Below are 19,832 nucleotides of genomic sequence, written 5' to 3'. Positions count from 1 at the left end.
TCTATCGTGTGTGACTCTATACGCGATTACTGGGCTCAGGATCACTTTGTCAGCTTAATGTGTCGATTTGATTTACAAACTAACAGAAACACGAATTGAGTCCAACATCAGCCACTGGCGCTAAAACATCTCGGATATGACCTTTAGAGTTAAGATTATCTTACAAAGGAAGTGAGCACTGCGTTTTGTGATGCCAGCCTTTTTAGGATTAAAATTATTTTATCCCTGAAGAGTATTTTCTCTGTCGGGGTTAAGGCAGAATGATCCCGTCCGTAAAATTATTATGCAGGATATAACGGGATGACAATTAACGCATTATGGATACCCGCCTGGTACGAACTTGATCAATCGATCGTAGTGGGTGTGACTGAGGAGTTTGTCTTTCATAAGACTGTCGCAAACGAGGCGTTAACATTTTACAGCGGTGCAAAGGGGAGTGATGCCGTCAAGGCTACGGGAACCATTTCGACCATTAAACATAATGTCTTGGGGGACATTGAAAGTGTCGATGCACAGGGGCTAGATTATACGCTGGTATTGCAAGATGGACGGCGTTTATTAGTCAATGCTGAGGAAAATCCAGGATTGATTTATGAGTGGGTTGATGACAGTTGGCAGCCGTCAGATATGGTCATCACAGATTGGACGTTGGCAGTACAATTTGCGTCTTTATCACCATTGACGCCAATAAAGTAATTGAAGATTTATCGTTAAGTGACTAAATAGGTAAGTGCAGTTAACGTTCGGGAGCTGACGTTGACTGCACTTTTACTAGCTCTGCAAGTTGTTGGTATTCTTGTTTTATTTCTGCCACATACACATCGTGAAAATCTAACTCATTAAACTCATCTAGGCAGAGCTGATAACGGCGTAGCTGCTCTGTTTTTTCTTCAGCGGTATCCCATCTTTCCATTAGCATAGCGTTTGATTCCATTCATAAATTTAATTCCTTATTCACTTCACATATTTTAACGACAGTTATTGCTATTTAACTGAGCTGGTTTGAAGTTTGTTGTATGCATTTATGCCGTTGGGCGTCATGCAATATAGAAATCTATTTTAAACAGAGGGTTGAGCTGAAACAGTCAGTTTTACCGTATGGTGATGGACTTTTCTCCTTATCTTATTCGGGACAAATGCTTACACAGGCGTCAGTCATAGCCTGATGGTGCTGCTATCTTGATGATTGGATTGTACCAGTGAGCATTTTGCTCTAGATTGATATTTCTTTGTTTTCATCTTCTGGCCTTGAGTCTTTTTTGCCCTTTGGAGCCGCGTAATGGCGAATATTCTGTTAGTTGCCAATCTCAACTGTGATCGGATTTTACTGCTTGATAAACCTTTAAAAACAGGTGGGCGTTTCCATTATCAAGATGGTGGACAAAGGCTCGGTGGTGGCGGGGCAAATACCGGATTAGGTTTAGTTTGGGCAGGGCATAGCGTCGCATTGGTGAGTCAAGTTGGCCGTGATGACATGGGAGATTGGCTCATTGCAGAAGCCAGCACTCAAGGACTCGATTGCCGTTTAGTGCAGCGCCGAGCCGGCAACACTTGCGAAATGCTACTCGTGATGACGCCAGACGGTGAACGGACGATTATTCGGCCACAAAGACCCATATTTGAGTTATCAGTGCCGCCGAAATGGCAGCCATGGGACGCGCTATATTTTAATACTTCCGCTGAGGGTTCGGTCAGTTGGGCAAAGACAGCCTTGGAGCATTGCCTTGTGGTCGCGCAATTAGCCAAGGATGATAGGCAGAGACCTTGTCATATTTTGCTGGCCTCTATGAGCGATATGCAGGGGAGGTGTGAAGCGGCATTCTGGGAGTATGGTGTGAGTATTGCTGGCAATTCATTAGGTTATTTTATTGTCACCGATGGCATCAATGGGGCTAAGGTTTACACGCACGATCAAGTGCAGCATGTTGCGGCTATCCCTGCCACTGTAGTTGATACTACAGGCGCTGGCGATGCCTATGCCGCAGGGCTTATTCATAGTCTATGCACAGGCCAGTCGATTACTGAGGCAATGGCAGAAGGCGCAGTGTGGGCGGCGTTTGCAGTGGCAACCGATAGTTCTATTCCTGGTGAGGCACTAAAACAGTATTTAGAGGCGAAGCAAATCGCATGAAAAATCTGTGGGCGAGCCGTTTGAGTCATCTTTCTGTCATACGCCCTTGCTAGAGTATGTCTTGTGGCGCATAGCTCTTGTCCCTTAACGTTTTCTTGTGCTTTTCTCCCATTTATTGGTTAGTATGTTTTTTGCCTCGTTTCCCCAACGAGGCATTTTTTTGCTCAAAATAAAGTTATTCCATCGCAGAACATTCATCAGGTTGAAATGTTGTGCGGCCATGGCGCAATTGCGTTAACATTTATTCAACTAAAATAGTTATCGTGACATTAAAATAATAAGCCACTCAAGGTGTTCTGTAGTCTTTGGAGTTGAGAATGGGCAATAACGCTTGGAATGATAAGAATAAATTTATTTGGTTGCTCTCTGTTCTGCTTTTGGTCGCCTTTTTAGTGACCAGTGGTATCAGTTACAAGGTGGCCCATGACTCACTGAGTCAACAAATCGAGAGTAATACCCTACCACTCACAAGTGACAATATTTACTCTGAAATTCAGCAGGATCTGCTGCGACCTATCTTTATTTCATCCTTGATGGCGCAGGATACCTTTGTTCGCGATTGGACATTAAGTCACGAGCAAGAGCCAGAAAAGCTGATCCGTTACCTTAAGGAAATCCAAGAAAAATACGATACTGTCACCAGTTTTTTTGTGTCAGAAAAGAGCCGAAATTATTACCACTCCACGGGGATTTTAAAACAAATCCAAGATGTTGAGCCTGATGATGCTTGGTACTTTCGAGTGCGATCTTTACCCGAATCTGAGCATTATGAGGTTAATATCGATGCCGATACGGCGGACCGCAGTAAAACAACCGTTTTCGTGAACTATAAAGTTTTTGATTTTGAAGGCAAATTTATAGGCGTTACCGGTGTGGGTTTGGCGGTTGAAAAGGTTAAGTCCCTCATCGAACTTTATCAAAAACGTTATAACCGCCGAGTGTTCTTTACCGATAGGCAGGGCAATGTCACCTTGCATGGCGATGAATATGATGGAGCAGATTCGCTGCAAACCAGCTTAGGGCTTGAAAATTTATCGACGCGTATTTTAACGAGTCCAAGTGCGGCTTTTAGCTACCAGAGAAATGGCAAAACCGTTTATCTCAATAGCCGTCTAGTCCCCGAATTTAAGTGGTATTTGATTGTTGAGCAGGAAGATGCGCCACAGGAACGCGAGTTACTGAATACTTTTTGGGGCAACTTGGCGTTAAGCCTAATGGTGACTCTTGGGATTTTATTCATCTCTAACATGACCTTAGGTCGTTATCAACGCAAATTAGAAGTGATGGCGTCTACCGATAAGCTCACTGGCGCCGCTAACCGTCAGGTGTTTGATGGGTACTTTAGGCAGGCATTAGATAAAGCTAAGCTGACACAATCGCCGATTTCAATACTCTTGCTGGACATCGACCATTTTAAAAAAGTGAACGACAGCTATGGGCATGGGATTGGTGATTTAGTATTAAAAACCATGACGAATATGCTGCGTGGCGCGCTGCAGCAACAGGATATCTTATGTCGTTGGGGCGGTGAGGAGTTCTTGATTTTACTTCCGGGGATGGATTTAACCCGAGCGGCAGAACTGGCTGAACAGATCCGTGAGCTTATTTTTCAGCGGGAAATTAAAGTGAATGGCTTACACATTTCTATTACCGTTAGTATTGGCGTTGCTGAGCATCAGGCGCAAGAGCCTGCGGAAGATCTGATCAAGCGTGCCGATCTGGCCTTGTATCAGGCTAAAGAAGCCGGTCGAAATCAAGTGGTGTTAAATCATTCATAGATTTAGCCTCGTGCTTACTGGCGGCAAGATTGCGCCTACTTTTATGAGTTATTGAGCGAGTTGATTGTGTTACTGGCGTATCGCAGTTTACACTCTGGCGGTAATGCGAGATGGGTTATGGATTGGGAGTTGCAGATGTCAAAGTTGTTGATCAATAAGTTATCAGGATTGTACTTAGGAACCCATCTTCAAGACATGTCCGGTGTTGCTACTGGGATTGATGGCAAGCAAGCGGCTCAACAACTGCTAGTACATGTTAGCCATGTAGACGGGGACGCACAGGCCGATCCTAAACACCATGGCGGACTCGATCGCGTGTTACATCATTTTCCCCGCGAGCATTACGGCCAATATCGTCGTTGGGATTTAATCACTCAACTCGAAGATGCGCCCAGTATGGGAGAGAACATCAGTACCGTTGGGCTGAACGAAACCCAAGTTAATATTGGTGATATCTTACAAATTGGCGCCGTAACAGTGCAGATTACTCAGCCACGTTCACCTTGCTTTAAGTTGAATCTGCAATTTGGGCACAAAGAATTTGCCCTCGCCATGCAGCAGAGCCAATTATGTGGTTGGTTTTATAGAATCTTAACCCCAGGGATTATTCAGTTAAACGATAAGATTGAGTTGGTTGAGCGCCGCACGGACATCAGTGTTGCTGAGGCCATGTCACTCTATTTCTCGCCAACGTTTAATGCCAGTGCCTATGATCGTTTAGCTTCCTGCGAGGGATTAGCGCTGAGTTGGGTTAATAGCCTACAACGCCGTTTAGCATTACAGACAGTAGAAGATTGGCAAATGCGTTTATATGGGCCGAGCGGTAAATAAGTATTTATATTCATAATGATAAAACAGGGATGACCTTATGATTGAACCCGTTACAAAAAGTGATAAAGATTTTGGCTTACTGGTATACGCCTCAAGCTTTGTTGGATACCTAGTGCCGCTGGGCTCGATTCTTGGTCCTTTGATTATCTGGCTAATGAAGCGTGAAGAGTCCGCATTTGTCGATCAATGTGGCCGCAGTTGTTTGAACTTTAAATTGAGCCTGCTGATTTATGTAATCATCAGCGGCGTACTCGCTTTGGTCGGGATAGGTTTTATCTTTTTAGCCATACTCGGCATATTCGATTTGGTGTGCACTGTGCTGGCGATTATTAAGGCCAGTGAGGGTAAGGTATATAAATATCCATTAACGATTAAATTTATTGCTATGGATTAATCGCCTCTTTGAATTAAAGAAAAACGCCTTAGATGTTTCCATCTAAGGCGTTTTTTATGGTGTAAGTTTAAGGTTTTACACCTTAAACTTGGCCACTAAGGTATCTAAGCGGTGTGACAGTTGATTCAAGGCTAAACTCGCCTGTGCTGCCGCTTGTGCAGTATTGGCTGTACGCTGAGTAATATCGTTGATTTCTGTGACGTTACGGTTGATGTCCTCCACAACTGTGGATTGTTCTTCCGTTGCCGCAGCAACTTGGATGTTCATGTCGCTGATAAGACCAATGCGATCGCTAATACCAATCAACGATTTGCTGGCTTCATCGACGGCCACAACACCCTCGTGGGAGCGGGTACGACTCTGGGCCATCGCATTAACCGCGCGGCTGGCTTCCGATTGCAACTTGTCGATCATGCCTTGCACTTCATTGGTCGATGCTGCGGTGCGTGATGCTAAGTTACGTACTTCATCGGCGACGACAGCAAAACCGCGTCCAGCTTCACCGGCACGTGCCGCTTCAATTGCCGCGTTGAGGGCTAACAAGTTTGTCTGTTCAGAGATAGCGCGGATCACATCTAAAATCCCACCAATGGATTTAGTGTGAGTCGCGAGGGACTCAATCACTTCACCTACTTGGCCAACGTCCTTCGACAATTGGTTAATGGTATCGCGGGCACGGGTTACCACAACTTGGCCGCTGCTGGCTTCAGTATCAGCATCTCTTGCAGCAACCGCAGCTTGGGCGGCATTACTGGCAATTTCGTTAACCGTCGCGCCCATTTCATTAATGGCTGTTACCACCATCATAGTGCGATCTTTCTGCTCGTGGCTGTCTTCTAAGGTTTGCTGTGCCTGATTCGACACATCCTTAGCGGAGAAACCGAGCTGTTCGCTGGTTTGCGCCACTTCGATGACCGAATCTTGGATCTTGCTGATAAAGCTGTTAAATCCTTTAGCGAGCTGCGCAATTTCATCTTCACCATTGACGGGTAAGCGTTGGCGTAAGTCACCTTCACCTTCGCCTATGTCGCGGAACATAGCGGCAACTTGGGCTATGGGGCGGCTCACAGAGCCCGCAACAGCGATAGCGAGGACGATAAAGCCCGCAGCAATAATCAGCGTCCAGATTAAGATCTGATAAGCGGCTTCGGTTAATAGCGCAAACACTTCGGCTTCTGGCACTTGTGCCACTAAATACCAATCCATAGATGCGATATAGCTACTGGCAACCAGCATGTTTTCGCCATTGATCTTGGTTTCGATAAGATTGAAATCGCCACGGTTGAGTAAGGCGCTTGAGTTTGCATCTTGATATAAGTTACCTAAGTTGCTCTTACCAATTTGACCCGTATCTGGGTGGAGTTTCACTTCACCTTTAGCATCAACTAAGTAAACAAATCCCGTTTCCTCAATCTTAAACGAGCTTAGTAAGCGCACCATATCATCGAGTGATTTAGCGAGCCCAACTAAGCCACGACCATTGGGTTGTTGGTAGTTGATGAAGAGTTTGACTTCGCCGTTGGCCTCAGTGAATACGTTCAACATACGTTCTTGGCCACTGTCGCGGTAACCAAAAAACCAGCCATCCTGCGCGGGGGTGAGCACGCGCAAAAATCCATCCTGAGTGTAATAGGCGGCAGTTTGTCTGTCGGCGTAGGAGGCTTGCGCTAGCTTATATTGACGCGTGATGTCTTTCAGTTGAGCAACCACTTGGGTTTCTTGGGCCTGCGGTCTGCCATCTTCGAGCCATTGCAGTAACATGCGGCTGCTGGCCAATTGCTCTGCAGCATTCATTAAAGTGGAGATGTCGAGATCGATCTTATTGCGGATCTGCATCATCAAACTCGGCAGTTCCGAACCTAACATCCGTTGTTGTACGACATTTTTAGCGCTACGTTGGCTTAATACGCCGACGAGTATGGTCGACAGCAGTACTGCAAATGTCACTGTTAGCAGAATTTTCTGCTTAATGGTGAGGTTATTAAATATCATAAATATCAATATGCCTGTGTTGGACTGTTTTGCGTTATCGGTCAACGCACTCTTGTACGGTAAAAGATTATCGGACAGGAATGTGAAAAATTAACCTTAGTCTAGGCCGAATGCCGAATAAAACAGCGTATAAAAAACTTATTTGGCTTAACCCGTTGGTCTTGCAGTAGATCTAATTATGTAGAGTATAGATGGAAATGAGATGGTGATTGAAAACGAACGCTTTTATGTGTGGCAATTGTGGCCAATGTCGTAGCTAAGGGCAAGCAAAAAAAGTGAGATATTTGTGTCAAAGATGAAAAAAAGGCGCTCTATTGAGCGCCGTTATTAACATTTGTTGGCAACTAATTACATGTTGGGATAGTTAGGACCACCACCGCCTTCCGGCGTAACCCAAGTGATGTTTTGGCTAGGATCTTTAATATCGCAGGTTTTGCAGTGAATGCAGTTTTGCGCATTGATTACAAATTTAGGCTGACCCGCCTCTTCGACAATTTCATACACACCAGCTGGACAGTAACGTTGTGCTGGCTCATTAAACTGAGTCAGGTTGATGCCCAGTGGAATGCTGCTGTCTTTAAGACGTAAATGGCAAGGCTGGTCTTCTTCATGATAAGTGCTCGACAGATACACTGAGGACAGTTTATCGAAGCTAAGCTTGCCATCGGGTTTTGGGTAATCAATCTTGCTGTAAGCGCTCACTGAGGCCATTTGTGCATAGTCTGGGTATTCATCACGTAGCGTGATCGGGAACTTTCCACCAAACCAGTTTTGATCTATGTAATTAAATGCGCCGCCTAAATAGGTGCCAAATTTATGCATCGCTGGGCCAAAGTTGCGCGATTTATGCAGTTCTTCATGCAGCCAACTTTCTTCGATATGAGTCTGGTAACAGTCGAGATCTTTACCGCCTTCAACACCCGCCATCATGGCTTTGCCTAAGGTTTCTGCCGCAACGATACCGCTCTTCATCGCAGTGTGAGTGCCTTTGATTTTCGCGAAATTCAGAGTCCCAGCGTTACAGCCTATGATCAGGCCGCCGGGGAAGCTCATCTTAGGAAGCGAGTTCAAGCCGCCTTTAGTAATCGCACGGGCGCCGTAACTGAGGCGTTCGCCACCGGTTAAATACTTTGCAATCACAGGATGAGTTTTATAGCGCTGGAATTCGTCAAATGGACTCAGATGCGGATTCTTGTAGTTCAAATCGATAATGAGGCCGACAGCAATCTGGTTGTCTTCCATGTGATAAAGGAAGCCGCCGCCCGATGCGCCCTCAGTTAATGGCCAGCCACCTGTGTGCACCACTTTGCCTTGCTCGTGTTGCTCGGCGGGGACTTTCCAAATTTCTTTGAAACCTAAGCCGTAATGCTGGGGTGTTTTACCATTATCTAAATGGTATTTTTCGATCAGTTGCTTGCCTAAGTGGCCGCGGCAACCCTCGGAGAAAACAGTATATTTAGCGTGCAGTTCCATGCCGGGCATAAAGCTGTCTTTAGGCTCACCATCGGCGCCTACTCCCATATCGCCAATCAAAATACCTTTAACGCTGTTATCGACGTTAAATAGCAATTCACTGGCGGCAAAGCCGGGGAATATTTCGACACCCAGTTCTTCGGCGCGATTGGCAAGCCAGCGGGATAGATTACCGACACTGATAATAAAATTGCCGTCGTTGTGCATGGTTTTTGGCACAAAGGCATTAGGCATCACTCGGCCGTCGGTGGCGGAGCTGAGCAGGTAGATTTCGTCGTGGGTGACAGCGGTTTTCACTGGGGCGTCTTTTTCACGCCAGTCGCTGAACAGTTCGTCTAGCACTTTTGGCTCGAACACTGCGCCTGACAGAATATGCGCGCCCACTTCTGAGCCTTTTTCGACCACACAGACGGTAATTTCTTTACCTGAATCCTGTGATATTTGCATTAATCGACACGCGGTGGCCAAGCCTGCTGGACCTGCGCCGACGATAACAACATCGAATTCCATTGATTCGCGTTCCATCAGTTCACCTCTTCCTTCACGTTTCCCCGATTTTTATCGAGTGTTGTAGTTTGTAAACGGGCGTTTTATTGCTTGTACCACCTTACCTGAAAATAAGATAAGGTCACAGTGGATTAAGCGGCTGTTTAGTCTAATTCAGTACAAATCTTTAGGTGAGGACTGTCACAGATTATTCACGCTAGCGTGATCTAGGTTAATAAATACCTGTTTAGGGGTATAGCTAGTGAGTACTTTCGGCCTATAATCACCGGTGACGGTTCTCCGAGCTTGCCTACCTAAGTCGAAAGATATGGAGGTGTAGCCGTGGTAATAATGCCACCGGGGTGGGATAAGAAATGCTCTCACCTCCCACACTTGGAAAGGTGATCATGTCTCAATTACAAGACAGCTTTGGTCGAAAATTTCACTATTTGCGGATGTCAGTCACTGACGTTTGTAACTTCAAATGCAGTTATTGCCTCCCCGACGGTTATCATCCTGACGGCAAGCCAAAATTTTTATCTCTCAATGAGATAGAAAACTTAGTCTCTGCATTTAGCCAGGTCGGCACCCAAAAAATCCGCATAACAGGCGGCGAACCCACCCTGCGTAAAGACTTTACCGACATCATCCGTGTCGTCGCCGATAACCCGCGCATTCACACCATAGCGACAACCACTAATGGCTATAGACTCGAAAAGCATGCCAAAGAATGGTTCGATGCGGGCTTGCGCCGTATCAATGTGTCTGTGGATAGTTTAGATCCCAAAATGTTTTACCAAATCACCGGCGAGAATAAATTCGACGAAGTGATGCGGGGGATCGATGCTGCCTTGTCGGCGGGTTTTGAGCGCGTAAAAATCAATGCCGTCCTGCTTAAAGGCTTAAACGATAAAGATTTACCGCGCTTTTTGCATTGGATTAAAAACACGCCAATCGATTTACGTTTCATCGAGTTAATGGAAACGGGTTTAGGCCGTGAGTATTTTGAAGCACATCATTTAGCGGGCGCTGACATTAAAGCGCAGTTACTGGCGGATGGTTGGCAATTAGATACGCCGAGCGCCGATGATGGTCCAGCGCAAAACTTTAGCCGCAGTGATTATCAAGGTCGTATTGGTTTGATCATGCCCTATGCGACTAACTTCTGTGCCAGCTGTAATCGCTTGCGCGTATCGGCGAAGGGTAAGTTGCACTTGTGCCTCTTCACCGAATCCGGTGTCGATTTGCGTGATCTGCTGCAGCATTCTAGCCAACAAGCGGAATTAATTGAGCGTTTGCACGGTCAACTAGCCCAGAAGAAAGCCACCCATTACTTGCATCAAGGCATTACTGGTGTCACTCAGCATCTCGCTTCTATTGGTGGCTAGCCCGTATTTAGGTTCTTCACCGCCGCCGCTTTAGCGCGAGTATAAGCCCAATTTCCCTTGCACTTTGTTTTGTCCTCAAACGAAAGGATCGCTCCAATGAGCAATGTATTTACCCATATTAATGCCGATGGCAACGCCCATATGGTCGATGTCACCGAAAAAGCCGTTACCGAGCGCGAAGCTCGTGCCGAAGCGTTTATCGAGATGGCGAGCACGACACTTGAGATGATCATGAGCGGCAGCCACCACAAGGGTGATGTGTTTGCCACTGCACGTATTGCGGGCATTCAAGCCGCGAAAAAAACCTCAGATCTTATCCCTTTATGCCATCCACTGATGTTGACTAAGGTTGAAGTCGATTTAGAGGCGCAGCCCGAACATAACCGCGTGCGTATCACTAGCCTGTGCAAATTGTCCGGCAAAACAGGCGTAGAGATGGAAGCCTTAACTGCGGCCTCAGTGGCAGCATTAACTATCTACGATATGTGCAAAGCCGTGCAAAAAGATATGGTGATCTCCCAAGTTCGTTTGCTAGAAAAACGCGGCGGCAAGTCGGGACATTTTAAGGTTTAGCCTGACAGAATAGGCTTTAGCCACTCGGCAGATTAGCAAGTGAGCGAAGCTGTCCAAGCTTAAGTCTGACGCGCTATTGGTGAGTCAGTTAAGCGGATCAAAAACGAGAGAAGATTATGATTAACGTGTTGTTTTTTGCTCAAGTTCGAGAATTATTGGGCACTGCTAAATTAAGCCTAGAGGCGAGCGAGCAGACACAAACCGCCGAAGCGTTACGTGCGACGCTGGCCGCCACCGATGATAAATGGGCCAAAGTATTAACCTCAGACAAATTGCTGGTAGCGGTAAATCAGACCATCAGTCAATGGGATACGCCTGTAAACGATGGTGATGAAGTCGCCTTTTTCCCACCCGTTACCGGAGGTTAATATGCGCTTATTACCCGCAGTTCGAGTGCAAGAAGTCGATTTTAGTGTGGCCGACGAATATCGGCAGTTAGCTCAAGATGATAGCGATGGTGCCGTAGTCACTTTCGTCGGTAAAGTGCGTGATTTTAATGATGGCGCCGCGGTGACTGACTTAACCTTAGAGCACTATCCGGGCATGACAGAAGCCGTGCTAGAACAAATCGTTGTCGAGGCGCGCAGTCGCTGGCCACTGAACAAGGTCACTGTGATTCACCGCGTGGGCACTATGGCCTTAGGTGAGCAAATTGTGTTTATCGGGGTAACCAGCGCCCATCGCAAAGCCGCCTTCGCTGCCTGTGAATTCTTAATCGACTTTTTAAAAACCAAGGCGCCATTCTGGAAATTAGAAGCGGGTGAGCAAGGTAAAAGCTGGGTTGAGGCGAAAGATGCCGATGAACAAGCTGCCAAATTGTGGCAACACAAAGACTAGTTGCAGCAAAAATACGCGCAGTGGCAACGCAGCTTGCTAGCTCAAGATAAACGCGAACACGGCACTGAGGTGACCCAATGCAGAGTTTGACCCGTTTCTTCCACTCCCTAGGTTTTGCATTACTGTTTTGCTTAGCCGTCGTACCATCGACCAGTCGCGCAGCGGATAATGCGCCGATTCCTGCCATCGCCGCGGCGGCTAATATCAAGTTTGCCTTAGATGGCATTGTTAAAAATTTCACCGCAGAAACTGGTCTCAAAGTACGGGTTTCCTATGGTTCATCGGGGAATTTTGTCGCGCAAATTCAACATGGTGCGCCGTTTGAAATGCTGCTGAGCGCCGATGAGCGTTATATTACCGAGCTGAACAAAGTCGGTTTTACCCAAGGTGAGGGTGTGCAGTATGCCGTTGGCCGTTTAGCCTTAGTCGCCCCTAAAAATTCACCGCTCGCACTAGATATCGAACTCAATGGCCTAAAAGCATTACTGGCTGCGGGCCAATTAGAACGTTTTGCGATTGCCAATCCTGACCATGCGCCCTACGGCGAACGTGCCCGTGAGTTATTGAAAGAACTCGGTTTATGGGATGAGCTACAAACTAAGCTGATTTTAGGTGAAAACGCCTCCCAAGCGGCACAGTTTGCGATCAGCGGCTCGACTCAAGGCGGGATTATTCCTTTATCACTGGCAATTGCGCCGCAGTTTCAAGCCCTAGGTCATTATTTAGCTCTGCCCTCAGATCTCCACGGTCCGCTGAATCAACGTATGGCGTTAATGCCTAAGGCGAGTCCAACCGCAGAGCGTTTCTACCAATATTTACAGTCAGATGCTGCCCGTGCCGTATTTACTCAATACGGTTTTGGTTTGCCAGTAAATTAAGGATTTCAATGGATTGGCAGGCGCTTTGGTTATCGGTCAAACTCAGTAGCATTACAGTCTTGGTGCTTATCCCCCTTGCAATACTCGCGGGGAGAGCTTTGGCATACCGCCAATTTGTTGGTAAATCTTGGGTCGAGGCATTGATTATGGTGCCCTTAGTGTTACCACCGACTGTGATTGGTTATTACTTGCTGGTGGGGCTGGGTAGTCAGAGTTGGCTCGGGCAATGGATAGAACAACTGACGGGCCAGCAACTGGTGTTTCATTTTTCAGGTCTGGTTATCGCTTCTGTGTTAGTGAATATTCCCTTTGCGGTGCAGCCTATCCAGCGGGCCTTTGAAGCTATACCGAATGATGTCCGCGACGCCGCGGCGTGTTGCGGCATGAGTCGACTTAAAATTCTGCTTAAGATTGAATTACCTATGGTGTGGCCGGGTGTGCTAACCGCGCTGGTGTTGTGTTTCTCCCATGTGCTCGGCGAGTTTGGTGTCGTGCTGATGATGGGCGGCAATATCGCTGGTGAGACTAAAACAATTTCGATTTCTATCTACGATAGCGTGCAAGCCTTTGATTTTAATGCCGCTGGCACTATGTCATTAGTCTTATTGCTGTTTGCCGTGACTGCGTTAGCACTCACCACCAGTTTATCACGGCGTTTAGGAGGTCAGCGTGGCGCAAATCATCGCTGATCTGCAGTGTCAGATCCAAAACCACAAACACATTAAACTCAATGCTGATTTTCGCTGCAAGGCGGGTGAAGTGCTTGCTGTGGTAGGGCCATCTGGCGGTGGCAAAACGACCTTGCTACGGATGATCGCAGGGTTAAATCACCCCGATGCGGGCCAAATTTATTTTGGCGATCAGCCTTGGTTTGATGATAAAGCGCGCATCGCCTTAAGCCCGCAGCAACGCCATATCGGTTATATGCCGCAGCATTTTGGCTTATTTCCGAATCTCACTGCCTTAGAGAATGTAGTCGCTGGGCTTGATCATATCCCCAAATCTGAGCGTATTGTGCGCGCTAAAGATTGGCTTGAGCGAGTCAACCTACAAGGTTTACCTGATAGATTGCCGGCGCATTTATCTGGCGGTCAGCGTCAGCGTGTTGCGCTTGCCCGTGCACTTGCCCGCGAACCTTCAGTGTTATTACTCGATGAGCCTTTCTCGGCAGTTGATCGGGAAACCCGCGAGCGTTTATATCTCGAACTGGCGCGCCTCAAAGAGCAGTTACTCTGCCCAGTAATTATGGTTACTCACGACTTAAATGAAGCTTTGTTGCTGGCTGATTCGATGATTTTGATCAGCCAAGGGAAGATGCTACAGCAGGGCGCACCTTTTGAAGTGTTGTCGCGGCCCCGCAATGAAGCGGTGGCGCGGCAGATGGGGCTAAGGAATATTTTCGACGGTGAAGTGGTGTTTCAAGACAGCACAAAAGACCTCACTTGGCTTAAGTTTGGCGAACAGTTAATTGCCTGCGACTATGGCAAAGACCGCACCGTTGGCAGCAAAGTGCGTTGGGTGATCCCCAACCAAGGCATTCGCTTTAACTCGATATCTAACGGACGTTTATGCCGCAGTTTTAATAAGTTAGATGTCACTATCGACGCTATGTTGGTGATGGGGGAATCGGTCCGGCTTATCTGCTATGTCACAGGTACTCAGTTACAACTTAACACCGAAGTCTCGCTGCATTTTGCCCAAAAGCTTGCACTCACGAAAGGAATGCAAACCACAGTGGCACTCAAATCCGAACAAATTCATATTTTGGAATCCCCCAGATGATCAAAGCTTAATCTTGTTTCCATCGGTGTTTCAGCTGGTATTAGGTAGACTTAACAGATTAGCCACAAGATGATTGAGTGTTTGGCTTAAAAGCTAATAACTTAGGTGATGTTCAAAGGTTTTTTGATCCATTTATGACCCAACCTGAGTGAAGGCTAATGCAATGTGGTGCTGTATCCAGTGGTAGATTATGGGGGATTAGCTTGGAATCGTGCCCAGGGACAATTGGTCCCATCGACTTCTAACTGATTGTCTCATAAGATACAAACTTAGCTGATTTATATGGAGGAGCCATGAGACTATGGTTGCTAGGATTCATGTTGGTATCTGGCGTCGCAACTGCGGCTCAGAGCATGTATTCGATGTTTGCGGGTGGAGACTATGTACCGCCGCTGAGCGTTATGCAGCAGATCGAAAAAGGGTTCTCCGGCGTGATTGCCGAATTTAATATGGAAGAGCAAGAGGGTGAATTAGTCTACCAATTTGAGTTGATTAATCCCTTGGCCAATTCTATAACGCGGTTTGAATATCGTGCCCGTGATGGTAAGTTGCTGAAACAAAAGGCGAGCAAAGTGAGCTCGGATGATCTCGGTGAGGTTGAGGCGACACGTTTGATTGCGGCAAAAGATCAAACCTTTTCAGGCTTAATCGCTAAGGCCACTAAAGATCATAAAGCCTTCTTAACCGAGGCAAAGTTAGATCACGACTTAGGTATCAGTTATTTAGAGCTTAAGCTGCTAGACGATACGGGTAAGTTTAAATTGGCTTTTGATGTCGAAAATTTACGCCCGTTACCTTTACTCAAGTGGGATTGAAACATCTAAGTCAATCGAGTGCTCAAACGAGTATTTAGGATTGAGGAGCGCAACATACAGATGAAAATACTTTTAGTTGAAGATGATGCGACGACGATTGATTACATCGTCAAAGGATTTCTTGAGCAGGGCCACAATATCGAAACGGCGAGCGATGGCCACCAAGGACTGTCACTCGCCACAAGTAGTCAGTACGATCTCGTGATCCTCGACCGCATGTTACCCCAGCTCGATGGCTTGAAATTATTGGCCGCCTTAAGGGCAACGGGCAATCAAACCCCAGTGCTGATTTTATCTGCCTTAGCGCACGTTGATGAGCGAGTGAAAGGCTTGCGCGCGGGCGGCGACGACTATATGACTAAGCCGTTTGCCTTCTCTGAGTTATTAGTACGCGCCGAAAAACTCATGCACCGTGGCCAATCTGTGCCTGTCACCACAGATCTCGTTGTCGGTGGCTTGAAGATGGAGTTACTGACCCGTAATGTGACCTTAGACGGGCAAGAGTTGATGCTGCAGCCGAAAGAGTTCCAGTTACTTAAGTATCTAATGGAACATGCGAATCAAGTGATTAGCCGCACCTTGTTGTTCGAAGCAGTGTGGGATTATCACTTCGACCCACGCACGAACGTTATCGATGTGCATATCGCAAAATTACGCCGTAAGTTTGAAGAGTTAGGCCATGGCGAGCTTATCGAAACCGTGAGGGGAGCGGGTTATCGCTTACGACAAAGGCATTAAGCCTTACCAAAGCAGCGCCTGGCGCATCACAATCGTCTTTTCGACCTTAGTGACGGTGATCATTGGGGCGCTGCTATTTGCCCTCTATCGACAGTTGATCATCGAGCAACAGTATCAAGTGACTCAATATTTAGAGTCAGAGACCCAGCGTTATCAGCAACTTGCCCTAACAGTTGACCGCCGTAGTTTTGCCGCTCAAATCCGCGCCGCCGATCCACAAACCGCCCTGATTGCTTGGCGTAATAGCTACGATATGGTCGGTGCCTTGAGCTTTATGCCCGAAGGCATGCCCATGCTGCCGCAAACGCGGGATTTCCCCATCTTAACCGGTGGCCCAGATAAGCTGCATATTCTTACCGGTGGTCTGGTGATGACACGCTACGGCCCAGTGTTGATTGCGACCCGTACCGATAACTTAGCGACGTTAATCGATAAGTTTATCAGCGCTGCGGCGACTGCCGTGATGCTTACGATAGTGTTGACCTTAGCGCTCGGCTATCTGTTTTCTAAGGCGATTTTACGTCGATTAGTGCAATACAACCGCTTGAGTGAACAGATTGAACGCGGCCACTATGACACCCGCTTGCCCTTGAGTTGGCGTCAGGATGAGTTTGATATGTTGGCGCTGCAGTTTAATAATGTGCTGGATATCCTCGAAAATAATCTGATGGCAGTGCGCGGCGCGACCGATAATATCGCCCATGATTTACGTACTCCACTGTCACATATCCGCATTGGTCTCGAAGAGCTGGCGAGTAAACCCAGCGATGAGATTAGCGAAGGTTGCGCGATTTTGACCGAGGAGCTCGACCATTGTTTAGCGACATTTGATGCCATGTTGTCACTCACGCGTATCGAAGAAGGTCAGCAGACGCTCGATTTACAGGAGTTAAGCCTAGCGCAACTGTGTACCGATTTGTTGGACATGGCCGATGCCGTGGCAGAATCCAATGAGCAAACCTTGAGTTTGTCGCTGTTGGCTGACCATAAGGTATTTGGTGATAAATACTTATTATTCCAAGCTTTATATAATCTCGTCGATAACGCGATGAAGTATTCTGGCCAAGGTGCGCGGATTGAAATTATCCAATCAGGCCCTCAAATTCAGATCCGCGATAATGGCCCCGGTATTCCCGACGACAGTAAAGAAAGAGTGTTCGAACGCTTAGTGCGCCTCGACCCTAGTCGGCATTTACAGGGTACAGGTTTAGGATTATCTATGGTCAAAGCGATTCTCTCACGGCACAATGCCAAAATTAATCTCACGGATAATCATCCCGGCTTAGTGGTCACTATTAAGTTTTAAGTCGATGATCCGCATTACAGCGTCGAGAACTCCATGTATCGAATCATAGCCGATGAGGCTGACTTCCTTGTTATCTCCAAATCAGCCAAAGTGCATTTCCACAGTCAGGACGGAACAGCGGGCGTGGTGGCGCAGGCTGAGCAAGATTTAGGGATTAAGCTTTTTGCCGTGCATAGATTAGACACACCCACGTCCGGTCTGTTGATTCTGGCCAAGAGCGCCGTCGCCGCTAAGCAATTTACTGAGCTATTTACCGCCCATAAAGTGCAGAAATATTATCTCGCCCTCGCTAAAGGCAAGCCGAAGAAGAAGCAAGGCTGGGTGATTGGTGACATGGCAAAGTCGCGGCGTAGCATGTTTAAACTGCTGCGCACTAAAGAGAATCCAGCGATTACGCAGTTTTTTTCATTAAGTGTCAGCGAGGGATTACGTTTATATTTACTGAAACCCCATTCGGGTAAAACCCATCAATTAAGAGTCGCCTTAGCAAGCTTAGGTGTGCCGATTTTAGGCGATGATTTATACGGTGGCATGGCGGCGGATCGTTGTTATCTGCATGCCTACTGTCTGCATTTTCGCTATGGCGATGAAGCGACTGGCTGGCGTGATTACGCGTATAGGGATGTGCCGACTCAAGGTGAACATTTTGCCGCTGAAGGTGTGATTGAGGCGCTGGTTGAATGGCGTGAACCCGACACTTTGGCTTGGCCGGCGAAAGGGGATTAATACTAGTCGCGTTATTTTTGCGTAAGGCTAGCAAGATTTTGCGAAAGCCTAGCAAGCTTGGCAAATACGGTCTCGGCCTTCGGATTTGGCGCGGTACATGGCTTGGTCCGCTTGAATGAGTAGCTTGTCGGGCTGGCATCCTTGATAGATAGTGGCGTAACCTAAACTGGCATGGATTTTTATCGTAACACCTTGCCAGATAAATGAATTGTCCTTAAGTACTTGATGCAATTTCTCGGCAACGGCTCTGGCGGCGGGTGCATCGGTCGCGGGCAAAATCACCAGAAACTCCTCACCACCGTGACGACATAGGGCATCATTTTCTCGTAATACCGATCCAAACAGTCTCGCCGCCGTCAGCAGGGCGAGATCACCCGCATCGTGACCGTATTGATCGTTAATCTCTTTAAAATGGTCAAGATCCAATAAAATCATACTGTAAGGCACACTATCCCTTAGCCAGCGTTGATGGATATTGTTGAGAAACTTATGCATAGCCCGCCGATTCCACAGGCCTGTGAGTTGATCCCGTTCCGCTAACATACGGATTTTGCTGACGAGTCGTGTCATGGCATTACCTATCATCACGATATTGATCAATAGGGTTAGAAATACATAAAACCACAGCACAGGTATCGCTTCGTGCGTGTGCATGGCGATAAACATCGGACTTTCTTCTGGGGAAAGCAGGGCAATAAAGATCCGAATGGTAAAAATACCCACCATAGCGACTAAAGGCATGACCATAGCGATGGCGACTCGATTCCCCGTATCGCGTTTAATGGCCTGATAGTTATCCCGCGTTAGCATGGTAAAAATCAGCGCGGCGCAGGCGGAGAAAGCAACGGCTAAGGTGCGTTCGGAGCTGAAGTTGGGGGGAACCGAGATCATCACACTGGCCGTGATTGCCAAGAGAATAAGATCGGATTTAACGCTGGGACTCAGCCTGAAAAGTGCCTTAGTACCCCAGCGTAATAGGATAAATCCAAACAAAATCGCCATATCGGAGCAGAACCAAAAAAGGTAACTTGAGGCTTCTGAGCGTTGGCTGTTGAGTATGATGCCAAGGAGGACGAACAAGTTCGCCAGAGAAAATCGCATACTGGCCTGAGTGGCAATCTGTAAGGGTTTAGCAATGAGTCCCCATGCCACGGCTGCGGTGCTGGCCAGTAGGCAAATAAATTTGATGAGTAATAGGGCTTGGGGATCAAATATCATTCTTTTACTTCATATTTTTCTTTAACTATAGATGCTTTTAGGCATTTTCGGTTGAAGTTTATAGGATATCTTAATCTGTATTTATCGGCAGGAGGTGGGCTGTATCCTCTTTTGAATTCATGGCGATATTAAGTGCCTTTATTTAGAGAATAACTTGGGTTATTTGCTGTCTTGTAAGCTAAAATGTTTGCAAATTCTGAGTCTTCCTGCGAAGTTAGACCCTGTTGATTCGCCTACAATCTCCGTTTTAAGGATGCCCTGTTATGGATACAAATAAATTACTCTTAGTCATTATTGCGATTCTATTGCCTCCTGTTGCCGTATTTTTGAAGGCAGGAGCGGGTAAAGATCTGCTGATAAACATAGTGTTGTGTTTACTGTTCTGGTTCCCCGGTTTATTACATGCACTCTGGGTCGTGACCAAGGCATAATTTGCTTTCTTCCACACAATAAAAAGCGCAATTTAATTGCGCTTTTTTTATGCTT

Annotated in this window: 21 protein-coding genes and 1 riboswitch; of the genes, 17 read left to right on the top strand and 4 right to left on the bottom strand. The window is 46.9% G+C overall.

The window, feature by feature from the left end; translation table 11 throughout:
* The first annotated feature begins 300 nt into the window (after window positions 1–300).
* On the top strand, window positions 301–696 hold the full coding sequence (locus tag Q4Q52_RS18770) for a hypothetical protein (protein ID WP_311991330.1): 396 nt from the start codon (window positions 301–303) through the stop codon (window positions 694–696).
* A 40-nt stretch (window positions 697–736) separates the two neighbouring features.
* Here the strand turns inward: Q4Q52_RS18770 and Q4Q52_RS18765 are convergent, their stop codons facing one another.
* A complete protein-coding gene (locus Q4Q52_RS18765; RefSeq protein WP_311991354.1) occupies window positions 737–919 on the bottom strand; it encodes a hypothetical protein in 183 nt (60 codons plus the stop codon).
* A gap of 360 nt (window positions 920–1,279) precedes the next feature.
* On the opposite strand from Q4Q52_RS18765, the gene Q4Q52_RS18760 reads away from it, so the two are divergent.
* From Q4Q52_RS18760 to Q4Q52_RS18745, 4 genes are all read left to right on the top strand, one after another.
* A complete protein-coding gene (locus Q4Q52_RS18760; protein WP_311991329.1) occupies window positions 1,280–2,131 on the top strand; it encodes a PfkB family carbohydrate kinase in 852 nt (283 codons plus the stop codon).
* 317 nt (window positions 2,132–2,448) lie between these two features.
* Window positions 2,449–3,909, top strand: coding sequence for a sensor domain-containing diguanylate cyclase (locus Q4Q52_RS18755; protein ID WP_311900632.1), 1,461 nt, complete (start codon window positions 2,449–2,451; stop codon window positions 3,907–3,909).
* Between the two features lie 135 nt (window positions 3,910–4,044).
* On the top strand, window positions 4,045–4,740 hold the full coding sequence (locus Q4Q52_RS18750) for an MOSC domain-containing protein (RefSeq protein ID WP_311900631.1): 696 nt from the start codon (window positions 4,045–4,047) through the stop codon (window positions 4,738–4,740).
* Between the two features lie 37 nt (window positions 4,741–4,777).
* Window positions 4,778–5,134 carry a DUF4870 domain-containing protein gene (locus Q4Q52_RS18745; RefSeq protein WP_006079751.1) on the top strand — a complete coding sequence of 119 codons (357 nt, stop codon included), beginning with the start codon at window positions 4,778–4,780 and terminating at the stop codon, window positions 5,132–5,134.
* 75 nt (window positions 5,135–5,209) lie between these two features.
* Here the strand turns inward: Q4Q52_RS18745 and Q4Q52_RS18740 are convergent, their stop codons facing one another.
* Entirely contained in the window at window positions 5,210–7,126 is a 1,917-nt protein-coding gene (locus Q4Q52_RS18740) for a methyl-accepting chemotaxis protein (protein ID WP_261271728.1), read from the bottom strand.
* Window positions 7,127–7,474: 348 nt separating this feature from the next.
* Window positions 7,475–9,124: an electron transfer flavoprotein-ubiquinone oxidoreductase gene (locus Q4Q52_RS18735; RefSeq protein ID WP_311991328.1), complete on the bottom strand. Its 1,650-nt coding sequence runs from the start codon at window positions 9,122–9,124 to the stop codon at window positions 7,475–7,477.
* A 247-nt stretch (window positions 9,125–9,371) separates the two neighbouring features.
* A riboswitch (molybdenum cofactor riboswitch) is annotated at window positions 9,372–9,505 on the top strand.
* On the opposite strand from Q4Q52_RS18735, the gene moaA reads away from it, so the two are divergent.
* The 11 genes from moaA (at window position 9,493) to Q4Q52_RS18680 (ending at window position 18,128) form a co-directional block, all read left to right on the top strand.
* The gene (moaA, locus tag Q4Q52_RS18730; protein WP_037392248.1) at window positions 9,493–10,473 is read left to right on the top strand and encodes a GTP 3',8-cyclase MoaA; all 981 of its coding nucleotides are present in this window, start codon (window positions 9,493–9,495) and stop codon (window positions 10,471–10,473) included. Its footprint overlaps the riboswitch before it by 13 nt.
* Before the next feature lie 96 nt (window positions 10,474–10,569).
* Window positions 10,570–11,046, top strand: a complete 477-nt coding sequence (gene moaC / locus Q4Q52_RS18725; protein ID WP_006079755.1) for a cyclic pyranopterin monophosphate synthase MoaC — start codon at window positions 10,570–10,572, stop codon at window positions 11,044–11,046.
* 116 nt (window positions 11,047–11,162) lie between these two features.
* Window positions 11,163–11,414: a molybdopterin synthase sulfur carrier subunit gene (gene moaD, locus Q4Q52_RS18720; protein ID WP_006079756.1), complete on the top strand. Its 252-nt coding sequence runs from the start codon at window positions 11,163–11,165 to the stop codon at window positions 11,412–11,414.
* 1 nt (window position 11,415) lies between these two features.
* Entirely contained in the window at window positions 11,416–11,883 is a 468-nt protein-coding gene (moaE, locus tag Q4Q52_RS18715; protein WP_259506250.1) for a molybdopterin synthase catalytic subunit MoaE, read from the top strand.
* 77 nt (window positions 11,884–11,960) lie between these two features.
* A complete protein-coding gene (gene modA / locus Q4Q52_RS18710) occupies window positions 11,961–12,761 on the top strand; it encodes a molybdate ABC transporter substrate-binding protein (RefSeq protein ID WP_311991327.1) in 801 nt (266 codons plus the stop codon).
* Window positions 12,762–12,769: 8 nt separating this feature from the next.
* Complete coding sequence (gene modB, locus Q4Q52_RS18705; RefSeq protein WP_300481702.1) at window positions 12,770–13,450, top strand: molybdate ABC transporter permease subunit; 681 nt, start codon at window positions 12,770–12,772, stop codon at window positions 13,448–13,450.
* Window positions 13,431–14,543 carry an ABC transporter ATP-binding protein gene (locus Q4Q52_RS18700; RefSeq protein WP_311991326.1) on the top strand — a complete coding sequence of 371 codons (1,113 nt, stop codon included), beginning with the start codon at window positions 13,431–13,433 and terminating at the stop codon, window positions 14,541–14,543. Before modB ends, Q4Q52_RS18700 begins: the two co-directional genes overlap by 20 nt.
* A gap of 293 nt (window positions 14,544–14,836) precedes the next feature.
* Window positions 14,837–15,358 (top strand): hypothetical protein, encoded by a 522-nt coding sequence (locus Q4Q52_RS18695; protein ID WP_311991325.1) that lies wholly within the window; start codon window positions 14,837–14,839, stop codon window positions 15,356–15,358.
* Window positions 15,359–15,418: 60 nt separating this feature from the next.
* Window positions 15,419–16,096 carry a response regulator transcription factor gene (locus tag Q4Q52_RS18690; protein ID WP_006079763.1) on the top strand — a complete coding sequence of 226 codons (678 nt, stop codon included), beginning with the start codon at window positions 15,419–15,421 and terminating at the stop codon, window positions 16,094–16,096.
* 49 nt (window positions 16,097–16,145) lie between these two features.
* Window positions 16,146–17,402: a HAMP domain-containing histidine kinase gene (locus Q4Q52_RS18685; RefSeq protein ID WP_006079764.1), complete on the top strand. Its 1,257-nt coding sequence runs from the start codon at window positions 16,146–16,148 to the stop codon at window positions 17,400–17,402.
* Between the two features lie 33 nt (window positions 17,403–17,435).
* Window positions 17,436–18,128, top strand: a complete 693-nt coding sequence (locus Q4Q52_RS18680; protein WP_311906664.1) for a TIGR01621 family pseudouridine synthase — start codon at window positions 17,436–17,438, stop codon at window positions 18,126–18,128.
* A gap of 48 nt (window positions 18,129–18,176) precedes the next feature.
* On the opposite strand, the gene Q4Q52_RS18675 is transcribed toward Q4Q52_RS18680, so the two are convergent.
* Window positions 18,177–19,346, bottom strand: coding sequence for a GGDEF domain-containing protein (locus Q4Q52_RS18675; protein WP_311991324.1), 1,170 nt, complete (start codon window positions 19,344–19,346; stop codon window positions 18,177–18,179).
* Between the two features lie 263 nt (window positions 19,347–19,609).
* Between Q4Q52_RS18675 and Q4Q52_RS18670 the strand changes: the two genes are divergently transcribed.
* Window positions 19,610–19,777, top strand: coding sequence for a YqaE/Pmp3 family membrane protein (locus Q4Q52_RS18670; protein ID WP_006079767.1), 168 nt, complete (start codon window positions 19,610–19,612; stop codon window positions 19,775–19,777).
* Window positions 19,778–19,832: the final 55 nt, after the last annotated feature.

Source organism: Shewanella sp. SP1S2-4, from assembly GCF_031932075.1.
Taxonomy (GTDB): Bacteria; Pseudomonadota; Gammaproteobacteria; order Enterobacterales; family Shewanellaceae; genus Shewanella; species Shewanella baltica.
The sequence above is the reverse complement of the archived record's forward strand: the minus strand, read 5'-3'. Positions and strand labels throughout refer to the sequence as shown.

Coding starts and splice junctions, on each gene's coding strand:
- Q4Q52_RS18740 (WP_261271728.1), bottom strand. CDS start 7,126: ATGATATTTAATAACCTCACCATTAAGCAGAAAATTCTGCTAACAGTG.
- modB (WP_300481702.1), top strand. CDS start 12,770: ATGGATTGGCAGGCGCTTTGGTTATCGGTCAAACTCAGTAGCATTACA.
- moaA (WP_037392248.1), top strand. CDS start 9,493: ATGTCTCAATTACAAGACAGCTTTGGTCGAAAATTTCACTATTTGCGG.
- Q4Q52_RS18675 (WP_311991324.1), bottom strand. CDS start 19,346: ATGATATTTGATCCCCAAGCCCTATTACTCATCAAATTTATTTGCCTA.
- Q4Q52_RS18735 (WP_311991328.1), bottom strand. CDS start 9,124: ATGGAACGCGAATCAATGGAATTCGATGTTGTTATCGTCGGCGCAGGT.
- Q4Q52_RS18765 (WP_311991354.1), bottom strand. CDS start 919: ATGCTAATGGAAAGATGGGATACCGCTGAAGAAAAAACAGAGCAGCTA.
- Q4Q52_RS18760 (WP_311991329.1), top strand. CDS start 1,280: ATGGCGAATATTCTGTTAGTTGCCAATCTCAACTGTGATCGGATTTTA.
- Q4Q52_RS18695 (WP_311991325.1), top strand. CDS start 14,837: ATGAGACTATGGTTGCTAGGATTCATGTTGGTATCTGGCGTCGCAACT.
- Q4Q52_RS18755 (WP_311900632.1), top strand. CDS start 2,449: ATGGGCAATAACGCTTGGAATGATAAGAATAAATTTATTTGGTTGCTC.
- Q4Q52_RS18690 (WP_006079763.1), top strand. CDS start 15,419: ATGAAAATACTTTTAGTTGAAGATGATGCGACGACGATTGATTACATC.
- moaD (WP_006079756.1), top strand. CDS start 11,163: ATGATTAACGTGTTGTTTTTTGCTCAAGTTCGAGAATTATTGGGCACT.
- Q4Q52_RS18670 (WP_006079767.1), top strand. CDS start 19,610: ATGGATACAAATAAATTACTCTTAGTCATTATTGCGATTCTATTGCCT.
- Q4Q52_RS18750 (WP_311900631.1), top strand. CDS start 4,045: ATGTCAAAGTTGTTGATCAATAAGTTATCAGGATTGTACTTAGGAACC.
- modA (WP_311991327.1), top strand. CDS start 11,961: ATGCAGAGTTTGACCCGTTTCTTCCACTCCCTAGGTTTTGCATTACTG.
- moaE (WP_259506250.1), top strand. CDS start 11,416: ATGCGCTTATTACCCGCAGTTCGAGTGCAAGAAGTCGATTTTAGTGTG.
- Q4Q52_RS18745 (WP_006079751.1), top strand. CDS start 4,778: ATGATTGAACCCGTTACAAAAAGTGATAAAGATTTTGGCTTACTGGTA.
- moaC (WP_006079755.1), top strand. CDS start 10,570: ATGAGCAATGTATTTACCCATATTAATGCCGATGGCAACGCCCATATG.
- Q4Q52_RS18770 (WP_311991330.1), top strand. CDS start 301: ATGACAATTAACGCATTATGGATACCCGCCTGGTACGAACTTGATCAA.
- Q4Q52_RS18680 (WP_311906664.1), top strand. CDS start 17,436: ATGTATCGAATCATAGCCGATGAGGCTGACTTCCTTGTTATCTCCAAA.